Origin of the sequence: Flavobacterium sp. (assembly GCF_017744675.1) — a bacterium.
Lineage (GTDB): Bacteria > Bacteroidota > Bacteroidia > Flavobacteriales > Flavobacteriaceae > Flavobacterium.
On record NZ_JAGIAV010000001.1, the window covers coordinates 344,155 to 359,754 of the forward strand.

General features: G+C 34.4%; 15 protein-coding genes. 7 read left to right on the top strand and 8 right to left on the bottom strand.

The features are described 5' to 3' along the window. Positions 1-94 precede the first annotated feature (94 nt). The 5 genes from panC (at position 95) to J7574_RS01495 (ending at position 6,091) form a co-directional block, all read left to right on the top strand. On the top strand, positions 95-943 hold the full coding sequence (gene panC, locus J7574_RS01475) for a pantoate--beta-alanine ligase (protein ID WP_290963177.1): 849 nt from the start codon (positions 95-97) through the stop codon (positions 941-943). Between the two features lie 14 nt (positions 944-957). Then, positions 958-1,308 (top strand): aspartate 1-decarboxylase, encoded by a 351-nt coding sequence (gene panD, locus J7574_RS01480; RefSeq protein ID WP_008465481.1) that lies wholly within the window; start codon positions 958-960, stop codon positions 1,306-1,308. 201 nt (positions 1,309-1,509) lie between these two features. Continuing rightward, on the top strand, positions 1,510-2,664 hold the full coding sequence (locus J7574_RS01485; RefSeq protein WP_290963184.1) for an alpha/beta hydrolase-fold protein: 1,155 nt from the start codon (positions 1,510-1,512) through the stop codon (positions 2,662-2,664). Then, positions 2,664-4,025 (top strand): DNA repair protein RadA, encoded by a 1,362-nt coding sequence (radA, locus tag J7574_RS01490; protein ID WP_290963186.1) that lies wholly within the window; start codon positions 2,664-2,666, stop codon positions 4,023-4,025. Before J7574_RS01485 ends, radA begins: the two co-directional genes overlap by 1 nt. A gap of 101 nt (positions 4,026-4,126) precedes the next feature. Beyond that, positions 4,127-6,091: a transglycosylase domain-containing protein gene (locus J7574_RS01495; protein WP_290963188.1), complete on the top strand. Its 1,965-nt coding sequence runs from the start codon at positions 4,127-4,129 to the stop codon at positions 6,089-6,091. A 190-nt stretch (positions 6,092-6,281) separates the two neighbouring features. On the opposite strand, the gene J7574_RS01500 is transcribed toward J7574_RS01495, so the two are convergent. From J7574_RS01500 to J7574_RS01515, 4 genes are all read right to left on the bottom strand, one after another. Then, positions 6,282-7,319, bottom strand: coding sequence for an aldo/keto reductase (locus J7574_RS01500; protein ID WP_290963190.1), 1,038 nt, complete (start codon positions 7,317-7,319; stop codon positions 6,282-6,284). 161 nt (positions 7,320-7,480) lie between these two features. After that, on the bottom strand, positions 7,481-7,729 hold the full coding sequence (locus tag J7574_RS01505) for a hypothetical protein (protein WP_290963192.1): 249 nt from the start codon (positions 7,727-7,729) through the stop codon (positions 7,481-7,483). 167 nt (positions 7,730-7,896) lie between these two features. Continuing rightward, on the bottom strand, positions 7,897-8,841 hold the full coding sequence (locus tag J7574_RS01510; RefSeq protein ID WP_290963194.1) for an OmpA family protein: 945 nt from the start codon (positions 8,839-8,841) through the stop codon (positions 7,897-7,899). A gap of 127 nt (positions 8,842-8,968) precedes the next feature. Next, positions 8,969-9,730, bottom strand: coding sequence for an exodeoxyribonuclease III (locus J7574_RS01515; protein ID WP_290963196.1), 762 nt, complete (start codon positions 9,728-9,730; stop codon positions 8,969-8,971). 118 nt (positions 9,731-9,848) lie between these two features. On the opposite strand from J7574_RS01515, the gene J7574_RS01520 reads away from it, so the two are divergent. Next, positions 9,849-11,651 carry a lysophospholipid acyltransferase family protein gene (locus tag J7574_RS01520; RefSeq protein ID WP_290963198.1) on the top strand — a complete coding sequence of 601 codons (1,803 nt, stop codon included), beginning with the start codon at positions 9,849-9,851 and terminating at the stop codon, positions 11,649-11,651. 60 nt (positions 11,652-11,711) lie between these two features. Here J7574_RS01520 and J7574_RS01525 read toward each other — a convergent pair whose 3' ends face one another. The 4 genes from J7574_RS01525 to J7574_RS01540 form a co-directional block, all read right to left on the bottom strand. Next, a complete protein-coding gene (locus J7574_RS01525; protein ID WP_290963200.1) occupies positions 11,712-12,080 on the bottom strand; it encodes a DUF805 domain-containing protein in 369 nt (122 codons plus the stop codon). Positions 12,081-12,277: 197 nt separating this feature from the next. After that, complete coding sequence (locus J7574_RS01530; RefSeq protein ID WP_091129489.1) at positions 12,278-12,556, bottom strand: TM2 domain-containing protein; 279 nt, start codon at positions 12,554-12,556, stop codon at positions 12,278-12,280. Between the two features lie 15 nt (positions 12,557-12,571). Then, a complete protein-coding gene (locus J7574_RS01535; RefSeq protein ID WP_367272529.1) occupies positions 12,572-13,069 on the bottom strand; it encodes a DUF805 domain-containing protein in 498 nt (165 codons plus the stop codon). Between the two features lie 107 nt (positions 13,070-13,176). Then, positions 13,177-14,127, bottom strand: a complete 951-nt coding sequence (locus tag J7574_RS01540; RefSeq protein WP_290963203.1) for a 2-hydroxyacid dehydrogenase — start codon at positions 14,125-14,127, stop codon at positions 13,177-13,179. Between the two features lie 242 nt (positions 14,128-14,369). Here J7574_RS01540 and nhaA point away from each other — a divergent pair, with 242 nt between their 5' ends. After that, positions 14,370-15,506, top strand: a complete 1,137-nt coding sequence (gene nhaA / locus J7574_RS01545) for a Na+/H+ antiporter NhaA (RefSeq protein ID WP_290963205.1) — start codon at positions 14,370-14,372, stop codon at positions 15,504-15,506. Positions 15,507-15,600: the final 94 nt, after the last annotated feature.

Here is a 15,600-nt window from a genome sequence, read left to right on the forward strand (position 1 = left end):
CTTAATTTTGGTAATAAAAACGTCGCAAAATTACAAAATTTTATGCAGTTTATAACTAATATATTATGTTTGCATAAATTTTAATAATACCTCAATGCATATTTTCTACAGTAAAGCAGCGTTGATAGCCTATCTTAAAACTATCAAAACCGCAAATTCAACCATCGGATTTGTACCAACAATGGGCGCTTTACACCAAGGACATTTGGCTTTAATGCAGCGTTCGCTTAAAGAAAACAACGATACCGTAGTAAGTATTTTTGTCAATCCAACCCAATTTAACAACGCCGAAGATTTAGCAAAATATCCGAGAACTCTCGAAGAGGATGTTAAGAAAATGCGTACATTAAGTGACAAAATCATTTTATACGCACCTTCTGTCGATGATATTTATGAAGGAAATACGGTTTCGCAGACTTTTGATTTTGACGGATTAGAAAACCAGATGGAAGGAAAATTCCGTCCTGGCCATTTTAACGGTGTTGGAACAATTGTAAAACGTCTTTTCGAAATCGTAACGCCAACAAATGCTTATTTTGGAGAAAAAGATTTTCAGCAGCTTCAAATAGTTAAAAAATTAGTAGAAAAAACGGGATTACCTGTAAATATTGTAGGTTGCCCAATTTTTAGAGAAGAAAATGAACTTGCTATGAGTTCTCGAAATGAACGTTTAAGTTCTCAAGAAAGAAAAGACGCTTCAATTATTTACAAAACTTTGACCGAAGCAAAAGAGATTTTCCAAAACCATACTCCGCAAGAAACCATCCAATTTGTAGAAAATTCTTTCAAAGACAACAAAGAATTTGAATTGGAGTATTTTGTTATTGCTGACGAATCCACACTTTTATCTATCGATCAGAAAGAGAATGATAAAAAATATCGTGCATTTATAGCGGTATTTGTTAATTCTATAAGATTGATTGATACCATTTCATTAAATTAATCTAACTTTGCAGCATGCAAATTCAAGTTATAAAATCAAAAATTCATCGAGTTAAAGTAACTGGAGCCGATTTAAATTATATTGGCAGCATTACTATTGATGAAACTTTACTAGAGGCTTCAAACATTATTGAAGGCGAAAAGGTATCTATTGTTAACATTAATAATGGCGAACGTTTTGAAACTTACGCTATTAAAGGTGAAAAAAATTCTGGCGAAATTACTTTAAATGGTCCTGCTGCTAGAAAAGTGCAAAAAGATGATATCATCATCATCATTTCGTATGCAACATTGGATTTTGAAGAAGCAAAAACCTTCAAACCATGGATTATTTTCCCAAATGAAAACGACAATTCTTTAACCTAAGGTTTTCTTTTTCTTACCGAATTACCCTACTTTGTCAAAGTCATTTTGCACAAAAAAACTCTTCTTTTGTCTTAATCGAAAATGATTTCGACACTAAAACACTCTGCTTCAATTTTCAACCTACTTAACAAAGAAGCAAATAAAATAGTATATTGCTACACTATTTTCAATACTTTTTAATTTACTGAAATGCCACAAATCATGAAAAAAGTTTACCTACTATTTTTATTAATTTCGTTTTCGTCGTTTGCCCAAAAAACGTTCGATAACATTAAATCAGAAAAGCTTGGAGAAGAGCGCAGAATTACGATCGGACTTCCTGCTTCTTATGAAACCAACAAAGACAAAAAATATCCAGTTCTTTATTTATTGGATGGAGATTATTTATTTGATCCGTTTTCTGGAGCCATAAGTTATGGAACTTATTGGGATGATATTCCAGAAATGATCATCATCGGAATTCACCAAAATAAAGATGGAGAACGTTTTGATGATACAACAATAGACCAAAACGAAGGACTTCCTTTTGAAAAAGGAGCAAAATTCTTCGAATTTATTGGAGCAGAATTAGTGCCATACATTGAAAAAAAATACCGCACCTCGCCTTTCAGACTTATTGCGGGTCATGATTTAACGGCAAGTTTTGCTAATTTTTATTTGTATAAAGAATTTCCGCTTTTTAATGCCTACATCTGTTTAAGCCCAGAGCTTGCGCCAAAAATGGAAGTGCGTATTGCAGAGAAATTTGCCAAAATAAAAAGCCCTGTTTTCTATTATCTTTCTGCTGGAGAAGGTGATATTAAAAAAATAAAAGAACCAATAGAGAAACTAAACAGCAATATTAAAATTGCTAATAATCCGTTAGTGAATTATAAATATGACGTATTTAAAGGCGCAACACATTATACAGAAGTATTGCATTCTATACCAAGCGCATTGTACCAGATATTTGAAGTTTACAGACCTATAAATTCTGCCGAATACAACGAAAAAATTGCGGTTCTTCAAACAGGTTATGCAGAATATTTAGAAAAAAAATACGCGGCAATGTCTGAAGTTTTAGGAGTTCAAATTCCTGTTCGAATGAGTGATTTTAAAGTAATGGAAAATCTTATTTTAAAAAGAAACGCCTACGATGAATTAGGAAAAATGGCTGAAATTGGAAATGTGAATTACCCGAAAGCCATGCTGGGAGAATATGAATTAGGTTTGATGTACGAAAAAATGGGCGATCCAAAACACGCTTCAAAAAAATACCAAAATGCTTCGCAAATGGAGCCAATTGGTGATTTGAACAAAGACTTGATGTATGAGAAAATTGACGAAATGAATACGCTTGCTAAAAAAACCAAATAATGTCAAAAGTTAAAACTTCCTTTTTTTGCCAAAACTGCGGAACTCAATATGCCAAATGGCAAGGGCAATGCAATGCGTGCAAAGAATGGAATACGATTGCCGAAGAAATCATTCAGAAACAAGACAAAGTAGCTTGGAAAACAGAATCTGCTCCAACAAGCAAAGCGCCAAGACCTTTAAAAATTAACGAAATTGATTCTGCTCAAGAAGTTCGAATGGACACGACTGATAGCGAATTGAATCGTGTTTTGGGCGGCGGACTTGTTCCTGGATCTTTAACGCTTTTGGGCGGTGAGCCTGGCATCGGAAAAAGTACACTTTTACTGCAAGTTTCTCTAAAATTACCTTATAAAACGCTATACGTTTCGGGTGAGGAAAGTCAGAAACAAATAAAAATGCGTGCGGAAAGAATTACACCAAACAGCGACAACTGTTACATTCTTACCGAAACCAAAACGCAGAACATTTTCAAACAAATTGAAACCATTCAGCCTGAAGTGGTCATTATTGATTCAATTCAGACCTTACACACCGATTACATCGAATCGACTGCTGGAAGCATTTCTCAGATTCGCGAAACAACAGCAGAATTAATCAAATTTGCCAAAGAAAGCAATATTCCAGTAATATTGATTGGCCATATTACAAAAGACGGGAACATTGCCGGTCCAAAAATTTTGGAACATATGGTCGACACTGTTTTGCAGTTTGAAGGCGACAGAAATCATATTTACCGAATTTTACGTTCGCTAAAAAACCGTTTTGGTTCAACATCAGAACTTGGAATTTACGAAATGTTGGGAAGCGGATTACGAGAAGTTAGCAATCCTTCTGAAATTCTAATTTCACATAAAGACGAAGAACTTTCTGGAACTGCAATTGCCACAACTCTTGAAGGAATGCGTCCGTTAATGATCGAAATCCAATCTTTGGTTAGTACGGCTGTTTACGGAACACCACAGAGAAGCACAACTGGTTACAATGCCAAAAGACTAAACATGATTTTGGCAGTTCTAGAAAAAAGAGCTGGTTTTCGCTTAGGCGCAAAAGACGTTTTCTTGAATGTTACTGGCGGAATTTCTGTTGATGATCCTGCTATTGACCTGGCGGTTGTCGCGGCAATTTTATCTTCAAACGAAGATATTCCTGTTGGAAAAGGATTTTGTTTTGCCGGCGAGGTGGGACTTTCTGGCGAAATTCGCCCTGTGAATCGTGTTGACCAGCGTATTCAGGAAGCTGAAAAATTAGGTTTCGATACTATTTTTGTTTCTAAATACAACAAAATTGCTTTAAAAAATACCGGAATTAAGATTGAGCTTGTAGCAAAAATTGAAGATGTTGCAAGCATACTTTTTGGCTGATTTTTTTTCGCCACGAATTCACAAATTAATATTATATATAATTCGTGAATTCGTGGCAGAAAAACTACCCTCAAAACATTAAACATTGTAAATTCAACTCTATGAATTTTCCAAAACAAAAAATATACAAAGCATTAAAAATACTAGGAATAGTAATTGTTGTGATTTGCATCGGACTTTATTATTTCCGTGATTCTCTTTTAAAACAAGCCATTGCAAAAGTTACTCACAAAATGGCTGTGCAATATCAAAGCAACTTTTCTGTGAAATCAGCTTCTTTTGATGGTTTATCCACCATAAAATTGACAGATGTTGTTTTGGCACCGATAAATGCTGACACACTTTGCAAAATTAAAAATGTAGAAACCAGCATCAGTTTAAGCAATTTACTAATTGGAGATGTTCAAGTTGGAACTTTAAAAGTTGACAATGGTTACATTCAATTAGTCAAAAAAGGCAATAAACGAAACTTTGATGCTTTTCTAAAAAGAGATCGAGAAGAAACAGAATCAAACGAAAAACGAAAATATGCTGCTTTCGCTTATAGAATTATTTCAAAAGTACTGAATTTGGTTCCGACCGATATGGATTTGAAAAACTTCCAATTGAAAATCGATGACAACGGAAAACAGACATCTGTTGATGTTGACAAACTTGTTTTAAACAATAAACAGCTTGAAACGAATCTTCATGTTCAAGCAAAAGATTTTGATCAGCGCTGGAACATTAAAGGCTTTGCCGACCCAAGAAATAAAAAAGCTGATATCCGTTTTTTCAATTTAGACACTGGTGCTATTCGTGTTCCATATTTGGATCAGCGTTATAATCTAAAAGCAAGTTTTGATTCTATTCGTCTGAATGTTCAAAACATTGACAAAAGCGGCAGCGAACTTCATATTGACGGTTACACTTCTATCGCCAATCTTAAAATCAATCATCCTAAAATTGCCAGTAAAGATGTAGTTATAAAAAATGCGCGCTTTGATTATCGATTTTTATTAGGAGATAGTTTTATTTCGATCGACAGTTCGTCAACCATGCAACTAAATAAGATCAAAGTTCGTCCTTACATTTCTTACGATACTGAGAAAGACACTATTTATACTTTGAAAATGGATATTCCGAAAATGAAAGCGCAGGATTTTATCGTTTCGCTTCCAGACGGATTATTCACGCATTTTCAAGGAATGCAGGCAACGGGAAATTTCGATTATAAATTGGATTTCAAATTCAATAAAAACAAACCAAATACACTTGTTTTTGATAGTAAACTCAACAAAGAAGATTTACGAATCACTAAATATGGAGAAGCCGATTTAAATAAACTAAACGGTGAATTTGTGTATCGCGCGATTATTCAAAATGTATTGCAAAGACCCGTTTTGGTTGGAAATGCAAATCCGAATTATACGCCCTTGGATCAAATTTCTCCTTATTTAAGAAAATGTGTTTTAACGACAGAAGATCCTTCTTTCTTCTCTCATCGCGGATTCATTAACGAAGCGTTCAAACAATCGATTCTTAAAAACATTAGAACCAAAAAATTCTCACGAGGCGCAAGTACAATCAGCATGCAGTTAATTAAGAATGTTTTTTTAACTCGTGAAAAGACGCTTTCGCGAAAGCTTGAAGAAATCTTATTGGTTTACATTTTAGAGAATAACCGAATTGTAAGCAAAGAAAGAATGCTGGAAGTGTATTTCAACATTATCGAATGGGGACCGAATGTATATGGAATTGGCGAAGCAAGTCATTTCTATTTCCAAAAAAGTCCTTCAGCTTTAAATGTTGATGAATGCTTATACTTGGCGACGATTATTCCGAAACCAAGAAAATTCATGTATCAGTTTAACGATGAAGGCAATTTGAAAGATTACGCCATCAAAAACCAAAAATTCTTAAAGAATTTGATGTTTAGAAGAGGTCTTTTGGTTCCAGAAGACACAATCGGGCAATTGCCAGTTTATATTTCGGGAAGTGCACGTTCTTTCATAAAAATTAAAGTGCCAGATTCTACAGCAATCAAAACAGATTCTTTGGCTGTTGATGATGAATTTGATTTATAGTTTTTTGCCACAAAGGCACTAAGACACGAAGTTTTTTATTTAATCTCGCAAAGTCGCAGAGCCGCAAAGTATTTTTTTTAAACCATATAAGTAATATAAGAGATTTAAGTCTTTTCTTAACTGATCTTATATTACTTATGTGGTTATTTTATTTTTAGACTTCGTGTCTTAGTGCCTTCGTGCAAAAAAATTAAGGTGCAGGATCTGGAACTATAGCCTGTACAGCATCAATTTCTGCTAAGATTTGTCTAGAAAGAACCACATCAACTGTATCGATGTTTTCTTTTAATTGCTCTAAAGTTGTTGCACCAATAATGGCACTTGTTAAGAACGGCTGTTGCAAAACAAACCCCATTGCAAGCTGCGTTAATGTTAAACCATGTTTTTTAGCGATTTCCTGATATAATTTTGTCGCTTCGGTACATTGGTCGCTATTGTATCGTTTATATTGTGGAAAAAGGTTAATTCTTGCTTTTGGGTGATTTTCTCCTGTTAAGAATTTTCCAGTCAAAACTCCAAAGGCTAAAGGCGAATAACCTAACAAACCAACATTTTCATATTTTGAAACTTCTGCTGAATTTACTTCAAACAAACGGTTCAATAAAGAATACGGATTTTGAACAGTTTTAATTCTTGGCAGATCGTTGTATTTGCTTTCTTCCAAAAGGCGCATCATTCCCCAAGCATTTTCATTCGAAACCCCAATGTGTTTGATTTTACCTTCTTTAATTAATCCATCAAAAGTTTCTAGGATTTCTCTGAAGTTATCTTCCCAAACATCATCATGTCCGTGAAAAGCGCGCTGTCCGAAATTATTCGTTTTTCTTTCTGGCCAGTGCATTTGATACAAATCGATGTAATCAGTTTGCAATCTTTTTAAACTGTTTTCAACTGCGTATTTAATGCTTGCAGGAGAAAAATCCAGTTTCTCGCGCATATATCCAAAATTCGGATTCGGACCAGCGATTTTAGACGCCAAAATAACTTTATCTCTGTTTCCTGATTTCTTAAACCAAGTTCCAATAATTTTTTCTGTACTTCCGTAAGTCGCTTCACTTGCAGGAACCGAATACATTTCTGCTGTGTCAAAGAAATTTACTCCTCTTTCGAGAGCATAATCCATTTGTTCGTGTCCTTCTGCTTCTGTGTTCTGCTGACCAAAAGTCATCGTTCCCAAACAGATTTTACTAACTTTTATATCGGTGTTAGGTAATGTAGTGTATTTCATTTTTTCTTTAGGTTCAAAGTTGCAAAGTAACAAAGGTACAAAGTGATTTTTCAAATCGAAAAATGATAAAGGTTAAAAAAAGTACAAGATTTTAGAAACCTTACAGAATAGAAAAAGGCTCAAAAGCAAAAACCTTTGAGCCTTAGAACCTTTGTTCCTTATTAATTATCCCAATCCTTCATTTCTTTAGGCAAATCTTCACTTGAAATTATTCGATTGTATTTGATGTCCTCTAAACCTTCCTCCACTTTGTTATGGTAGTCAGTTAATGTCACAGGATTTCCTTTTGCATCATACGAAACCACTTCATTTAAATAATTATCAAATACAGAAGAAACAATTCGTAGAACTCTTTCATCAGCCAAATCTAATTGATTTTTTATTTTCTCTTTTAATTCTGGAAGTCCCATAATTTTTAATTTATAGAAACCAAAGTTACAAAATTTTAAATTCCAGTCATAAAATCCCAAATTCCAAACGCTTTCAAAAATTGGAATTTGGAATTTGAGAATTGGAGTTTAAAAAAGGCTCAAAAGTAAAAACCTTTGAGCCTTTGTTTCTTTGTCACTTTGCAACTTTAATTTATGCTATTCAACATCTCAGCAATCTCATCCAATCTTGGAGTTAAGATGATTTCGATTCTTCGGTTTTTAGCTTTTCCTTCTGGCGTTGCATTACTTGCCAAAGGAGAAAACTCACTTCTTCCTGCTGCTGTTAATTTTTGTTTATTGATTTTTGGGTTTTCGCTTAAAATTCCCACAATTGCTGTTGCTCTTTTAGTCGATAAATCCCAGTTGTTTGCAATTGGTCCAGAACCAGCATACGGATCATCATCTGTATGTCCTTCAATTAAAACAGAAAGATCTGGATTATCCCCTAGAACTTTTCCAAGTTCTACAACCGCTTTTCTACCTTCTGTTCCAACTGCCCAGCTTCCAGAATTGAAAAGCAATTTGTTTTCCATAGAAACGTATACTTTTCCGTTTTTCTGCTCCACTGTTAAACCTTTACCTTCAAAACCGTTTAACGCTTTAGATAAAGTTTCCTTCAGTTTACGCATCGCTTCTTCTTTCGCGGCAATCATAGCTTCCAATTCTTTCAAACGATTTGCTGTTTTGTCCAAACTCGCTTTTTCGTCTGCAAGCGCTTTTCCTTTTGCTTCCAATTGCGCTAACAATTCACGGTTTTTAGCCATGTTTTTCTCTAGCGCATCGTTGCTGTTTTTCTCCAATGCATTATAAGAATCTTGTAAAACCTTATATTTATTTTGAGCCGCGGCTAAATCTGCTTTTTGTTTTGCCAAATCATCATTAGCAGCTGCTAAATCTTTAGTCAGTTTATCACGATCGACTTCTAATTGGTTCTTTGCTTTCTTTAAATTTTCATTTTCATCAGCAATAGAACGATTCTCTTTCTTCAAATCTGAATATTTTGTTTCTAGATCATTGTAAATTTTCTTAGAAACACATGACGTTGTGGACAAAGCTAACGCTAGTAATCCGATGGAGGCTTTTTTAATCATCTTTAATTGGTTTTATTTTGGGCTTTTAATATCTAAACCATTTTAAATTCCAAATTCAAATTCCAAAAATCTGAATTCATGCTTGAAATTTAAGTTGCATTTTACTTTACAAGAACAATACCAAAAATTAGTCAATCTCGACTAAAATCGGACAATGATCTGAATGCATCGCGTCTGGTAGTATAACAGCTCTTTTTAACCTGTCTTCTAACACATTGCTAACCAAATTATAATCTATACGCCAGCCTTTGTTATTTCCTCTTGCTCCTGCGCGGTAACTCCACCAAGAATAATGATGCGGATCTTTGTTAAAATGACGGAAACTATCGATAAATCCAGATTTCATAAAAGCATCTAGCCATGCGCGTTCTGCCGGAAGAAATCCAGAAACTGTTTTATTACGCACAGGATCGTGAATATCGATTGCTTCGTGGCAGATATTATAATCACCACAGATAATTAGATTTGGAATTGTAAGTTTCAATTCATTAATATATGTTTGAAAATCATCCATAAACATAAACTTATGATCCAGCCTTTCGATGTTTGTTCCAGACGGAAGATATAAACTCATCACAGAAACGTCGTCAAAGTCTGCACGCAGATTTCTGCCTTCAAAATCCATGTGATGAATTCCTGTTCCGTAAACAATATTATTGGGTTTTGTTTTAGAAAGAATCGCCACTCCGCTATACCCTTTTTTAGTCGCAGGATAGTAATATTGAAACGGATAGCCTGCTGCTGTAATATCGTCTACCGGAATTTGATCTTGTGTTGCTTTTATTTCCTGAAGACATATTACATCAGGATTTGCTTGTTGTAGCCACTCGATAAACCCTTTGTTTATTGCCGCTCTAATTCCGTTTACGTTATAAGAAATAATTTTCATCAGTGATTTTTTTAGGATTCCAAATGTAATAAAAAAGTGCAAAGTTTATCTTGGAAACAATGAAAAGTAGACTTTTTTGTTATCTTTGTTCGCTGTTCTAATAAATTAAAAGTAGTACATGGGTTTAGTTACCGCGAAAGAAGTTGCAAAGGCAATAAATGTTGAAAAGTACGGAGTTTTCGGTACCTTTTCTGGCTGGATTCTTATGAAGGTTCTTAAGATCTCGACCCTTAATAAAATTTACGATCGTAACAAACATTTGGAAGACCTTGACTTTTTGAATGGAATTTTGGACGAAATGGAAATTAAGTTCGAAATCCCTGAAGAAGATTTAAAGCGTCTGCCAAAAGATGGTGCGTATATTACCATTTCCAATCATCCGCTTGGAGGAATTGACGGAATCTTGCTTTTGAAATTGATGCTTGAAAGAGAGCCAAATTTCAAAATCATTGCCAATTTCTTATTACATAGAATTGTTCCGATGAAGAAGTACATTATGCCGGTTAATCCTTTTGAAAATCATAAGGATGCAAAATCGAGCGTAATTGGAATTAAAGAAACCTTACGTCATTTAAGCGACGGAAAACCTTTGGGTATTTTCCCTGCAGGTGAAGTTTCGACTTATAAAGATGGCAAATTAGTGGTAGATAAACCTTGGGAAGAAGGCGCGCTGAAATTAATCAGAAAAGCTAAAGTTCCTGTTGTTCCAATTTACTTTCACGCTAAAAACAGTAAATTATTCTACTGGCTTTCTAAAATTGATGACACCTTACGTACAGCAAAATTACCTTCTGAGCTTTTAACGCAAAAAGATCGTGTAATTAAAGTTCGTATTGGAAAACCAATTTCTGTTTCTGAGCAAAACGAAATTGAATCTTTTGAAGAATATTCAGAATTCTTAAGAAAGAAAACCTATATGCTTGCCAATCCGTTTGAGAAAGACACTAAACTGATTGATACTGCAAGTTTAAAAATACCAAAAGCACCTAAAAAAATCGTTACGCCAGCAAACGAATCAAAACTAATTGATGAAGTTCAGGCTTTACGCGATAGCGACAGCCGATTTTTACAAAGCAAAAACTATGAGGTTTTCTTTGCAAGCGCAAAAGAAATTCCCAACATTTTGCACGAAATTGGACGCTTACGCGAAATCACTTTCCGTGAAGTTGGTGAAGGAACAAATGAATCTATTGACATAGACGAATACGACCAATATTATCACCACATGTTTTTATGGGATGATGAAACCAAAAAGATCGCCGGTGCTTATCGTATGGGATTAGGTTCTGAAATCTATCCAAAATACGGAATTGAAGGTTTTTACCTGACAGATCTTTTCAGATTTGAGCCAGAACTTCATGATATGATGCACAAATCGATCGAAATGGGACGTGCCTTTATCGTAAAAGACTATCAGCAAAAACCAATGCCTTTGTTCCTGTTATGGAAAGGTATTATCCATACGACTTTGCGTCATCCAGAACATAAATATTTAGTTGGTGGTGTAAGTATCAGCAATCAATTTTCAGATTTCTCTAAATCATTGATGATTGAGTTTATGAAATCAAACTATTACGATCCGTATATCGCGCAATATATTCACCCGAAAAAAGCGTACAAAGTAAAACTGAAAGACGCCGATAAAGATTTTATCTTCGACGAAGCTGAATCTGATTTGAATAAGTTTGATAAAATCATTGACGAACTAGAACCAGGAAACCTACGTTTGCCTGTTTTAATTAAGAAATACATCAAACAAAATGCAAGAGTGGTTGCTTTCAATGTCGATCCGCTTTTTAACAATGCAATTGACGGTTTAATGTACATTAGAATTGCAGATATTCCAGAAAGCACTATGAAACCCGTTATCGAAGAGTTTCAGATCGAATTGGAAAAGAAATTATCCGAGAAAGAAGATTAACACAAACAAAGAAGCCGTTTCAATTGAAACGGCTTTCTTATATCATTAAAATTAGAAAATTTACTCTTTTCCTATTTCATTAATCTCTTCTAATTGATTTTTAGGATCAGGTCCGTATTGGTTTGGTCCCTTTTCACCTTCTATACAGCATAAATACAGATTATAATAAGGAATTAGAGAATACCAACCGCTTTTACCAACATCATGCATTCTTCTAATAGTTACCGCAATGGTAGGAATTATTATAGCCAACACAAAAACAGCAAATAACAAACCTCCGATCATTTCTGGAAGTACAGATGCTATAAAGATTAATGCAAAAATCGCAATGTAATACGCTAAAATAAACATCCAGTATTCTTTTCTTCTTGCTCTTCCTTCAAAATTTGCGTAGTTTTCAAAAACTACTTTCTTAAACATTTCAATCATAATAAATCTATTTAAATATACTTTTAGGTTAGGAATTTTTGGTCTTATCCTCTTTTTTAATAGTGTGCAAAATTACTTCCATTGGAAGTTACTAATGGGATCAAAAAGTTATTAATATGTCAAAAAAAGGTCATTTCATTAAATAAAAAATCTCATTCAATGCTGAATGAGATTTAGACAATATATTTATTCTTCTATTAAAACCAGCCTTTTTTACCAACTTGGTAAGTTTGATAAAACTCTTCATCTGATTTTGTCAAGTAGATAATTCCTTCAATGAATCCGATTATACTTCCAATTCCACAAGTAACTATGCTAATTACGATTTGAATAATTCCTTCTTGAGTATAACCTAAGACAAACTTATGAATCCCTAAAGATCCAAAAAGAATACCCATCAGTCCTGCTAATACTTTTTTATTCTCCTGTCTTGGTTGAGATGGAGTATTCCAGCTTTCTGGTTTTGTAGTTTCCATTTTTATATTATTTAGTTAATTATTAATTCCTATTTCATCAATTTCTTGAACAGTACTTTTTGGATCTGGCCCATAATAATTTTCTCCATGCTCGCCTTCTGTTATTAACAAAACCAAAATCCAAATAGGTCCTGCCAACGGAATTAAAGAAACCAAAATAGTCCAGCCACTTTTACCAATATCATGCATTCTTCTAACTGAAACAGCCAGAGATGGGATTATAGATGCTATTGCATAAAGAAAAAATAATCCCACTGCAATTGAAATTCCCGTTTCTGTGCCTAAAACTGCAGTTAACAGCAGTCCTACAAAAACAAATGCAAAAAATAAAAGTGTTGTCGCAAGACGAAAATACCAATATTCACTTCTTCTAGCTCTACCGCTAAAGTTTGCATAGTTATCAAACATGGCCGTTTTATACCATTCAATCATAATTTTAATCGTTTGTTTTTGGCCTACTCTTGGGATTTTCGGTTTTCTCCGAACTTCAGAAAAGAACCTATTTAGACTCATTCTTTTAAAATTCGGAAACAATATTATTAAAAAATAAGAAATAAAACTAATCTTGCCAAATAAAATTTACAGGAAAAAACTCGTTATTAAATTCTAAAGCCTGTAGGCTATTCTTTGCTGTAAATGGCTTTGATTTTATCTACAATTACCTGAGCCAAACGCTCATGGCTCTCAAAAGTCCAACCTGCAATATGAGGCGTCAGCAATACATTTTTTGCTTCCATTAAATATTGAAGCGCTTCTGGTGTATTGTTTTCTTGGAAAAGTGTTTCAAACGAAAGCTTCTCGTATTCTAGAACATCTAAACCTGCTCCTAGAATTTTTTTCGATTTCATAGCTTCAACCAAATCTGCCGTTACTATATTTTTCCCTCTAGAAGTATTAATGATCCAAAACGGCTTTTTAAATGCATTTATAAAGTCGCTGTTAACCATTTTATCCGTTTCTGGTGTCCAAGGAAGGTGAAGGCTTAAAACGTCTGTTTTTTCACGTAATTCTTCTAACGAAACTTGTTTGGCATTTTCGTCGCCAACATTATCCAAAATATCGTAACAAAGAACCTCTGTGTCAAAACCTCTTAGTTTTTTAGCAAAAGCTTTACCCATGTTTCCGTAACCGATGATTCCGACCGTTTTCAAATCCAATTCGTGGCCTCGGTTGCTTTCTCGATTCCAATGGCCCGCTTTAACTTCGGCGTCGGCTTGATTCAAATTATTGAATAAGGATAAAATTACACCCAGCGAATGTTCTGCAACAGCATTGCGATTTCCTTCTGGAGCAGCAATAAGATGAATTCCTTTTGCAGAAGCATACTCACAATCAATACTTTCAAGGCCTGCGCCCACTCTCGCAATAAATTGCAACTTTGTTGCAGCATCTAAAAATGTCTTGTCAATCTTGAAACGGCTGCGAATTACAACTCCGTTATAGTCTTGAATTTTTGCTTCTATTTCTTCCTTTGAAGATTTAAAATCGGCGTGATTTTCGAAACCAGCTTCTTCCAATTGATTCCATAAAATTGGATTATTGCTGTCGATATGAAGAATTTTTATGCTCATTTTGTGTTGAATTTTAAAAGCACAAAAATACGGGAATTCTTTAAGATTTCATTTCAAGCTTAATGTTTTAATCTCGCAGAGTCGCAAAGTCGCGAAGAAAAATTCAATACTAAAGAACTTAAAAAAGCTTGCCTACTTTGAGCCTACATGGCAAATCCTTTTTATTGCCCAGATTTTTTTTTAACTTTGAAAGATTAGGAATTTTCAAATTCCATCTTCAATACTCAAGAAAATCTTCCACAATGAAATTAACCAAGACTTTTAAAGCCTTTTTTGAAAACGAAAAATCAGGAGGAATTATCTTGCTCTGTGTCACTCTTTTGTCGCTATTTCTTGCCAATTCATCTCTTCAAATTCCGTATGTTGCTTTTTGGGAAAAAGAAATTGCAGGACATTCCATTACCCATTGGATTAATGACGGATTGATGACCATTTTCTTTCTTTTGATTGGCTTAGAACTGGAAAGAGAAATTTACCACGGAGAATTATCAAATATAAAAAATGCGTCGCTCCCTATAATGGCCGCTTTTGGAGGAATGCTGGTTCCGGCTGCTATTTTTTTAGCATTAAACTACGGAACAACGACACAAAACGGTGCCGGAATTCCTATGGCGACCGATATCGCTTTTGCAATCGGAATTTTGTCCCTTCTTGGCAGCAGAGTTCCTGCTTCGCTAAAAGTTTTTCTAACAGCGCTTGCCGTTATTGACGACCTTGGAGCTATTATTGTGATTGCTGTTTTTTATACTACCTCAATCTCTTTTTTAAATCTCGGAATCGCACTTGGAATATGGGGTTTTCTCTTCGTTTTAAACCGAATGAAAATTCATAATCTGATTCCGTATCTCATTGGTGGAGCTGTAATGTGGTATTTTATGCTCAATTCTGGAGTTCATGCAACTATAACTGGCGTAATTTTAGCCTTTGTTATTCCGTTTGGAGATGGCGGAAAGAAAACGTCATCCTACAGATTGCAGCATTTTCTTCATCAACCCGTCGCATTTTTCATTTTGCCTTTGTTTGCAATTGCCAATACCGCTTTAACAATTTCAGACAATTGGCATGAAGGCCTTAATCACGTCAATACCTACGGAATCATTCTTGGACTTGTAGTTGGAAAACCGCTCGGAATTTTACTTTTCTCATCGGTTGGTGTAACTTCAGGTTTGTGTATTTTGCCTAAAAATTTAAAATGGGCACACATACTAGGCGCAGGAATGCTTGGCGGAATTGGTTTTACCATGTCCATTTTTATTACTGTTTTAGCATTCAAAAATCCTGAAATCATTGTTTTTTCTAAAATAGCAATTCTAATAGCTTCTTTCTTAGCCGGACTCATGGGATTTGTTTATTTGAAATACACCCTTAGTAAAAAATGAATTTTTTAAATTCCAATACTGAAATTCCAAATTCCAATTATTGCGTTCAATAAATGAAAAGAATTAGACAAGTACTTACCATATCAATATCTCT

What these genes read in the sequence shown, in the direction of transcription:
- panC (WP_290963177.1), top strand. Translation starts at nt 95, where the DNA reads ATGCATATTTTCTACAGTAAAGCAGCGTTGATAGCCTATCTTAAAACT.
- panD (WP_008465481.1), top strand. Translation starts at nt 958, where the DNA reads ATGCAAATTCAAGTTATAAAATCAAAAATTCATCGAGTTAAAGTAACT.
- J7574_RS01485 (WP_290963184.1), top strand. Translation starts at nt 1,510, where the DNA reads ATGAAAAAAGTTTACCTACTATTTTTATTAATTTCGTTTTCGTCGTTT.
- radA (WP_290963186.1), top strand. Translation starts at nt 2,664, where the DNA reads ATGTCAAAAGTTAAAACTTCCTTTTTTTGCCAAAACTGCGGAACTCAA.
- J7574_RS01495 (WP_290963188.1), top strand. Translation starts at nt 4,127, where the DNA reads ATGAATTTTCCAAAACAAAAAATATACAAAGCATTAAAAATACTAGGA.
- J7574_RS01500 (WP_290963190.1), bottom strand. Translation starts at nt 7,319, where the DNA reads ATGAAATACACTACATTACCTAACACCGATATAAAAGTTAGTAAAATC.
- J7574_RS01505 (WP_290963192.1), bottom strand. Translation starts at nt 7,729, where the DNA reads ATGGGACTTCCAGAATTAAAAGAGAAAATAAAAAATCAATTAGATTTG.
- J7574_RS01510 (WP_290963194.1), bottom strand. Translation starts at nt 8,841, where the DNA reads ATGATTAAAAAAGCCTCCATCGGATTACTAGCGTTAGCTTTGTCCACA.
- J7574_RS01515 (WP_290963196.1), bottom strand. Translation starts at nt 9,730, where the DNA reads ATGAAAATTATTTCTTATAACGTAAACGGAATTAGAGCGGCAATAAAC.
- J7574_RS01520 (WP_290963198.1), top strand. Translation starts at nt 9,849, where the DNA reads ATGGGTTTAGTTACCGCGAAAGAAGTTGCAAAGGCAATAAATGTTGAA.
- J7574_RS01525 (WP_290963200.1), bottom strand. Translation starts at nt 12,080, where the DNA reads ATGATTGAAATGTTTAAGAAAGTAGTTTTTGAAAACTACGCAAATTTT.
- J7574_RS01530 (WP_091129489.1), bottom strand. Translation starts at nt 12,556, where the DNA reads ATGGAAACTACAAAACCAGAAAGCTGGAATACTCCATCTCAACCAAGA.
- J7574_RS01535 (WP_367272529.1), bottom strand. Translation starts at nt 13,069, where the DNA reads ATGAGTCTAAATAGGTTCTTTTCTGAAGTTCGGAGAAAACCGAAAATC.
- J7574_RS01540 (WP_290963203.1), bottom strand. Translation starts at nt 14,127, where the DNA reads ATGAGCATAAAAATTCTTCATATCGACAGCAATAATCCAATTTTATGG.
- nhaA (WP_290963205.1), top strand. Translation starts at nt 14,370, where the DNA reads ATGAAATTAACCAAGACTTTTAAAGCCTTTTTTGAAAACGAAAAATCA.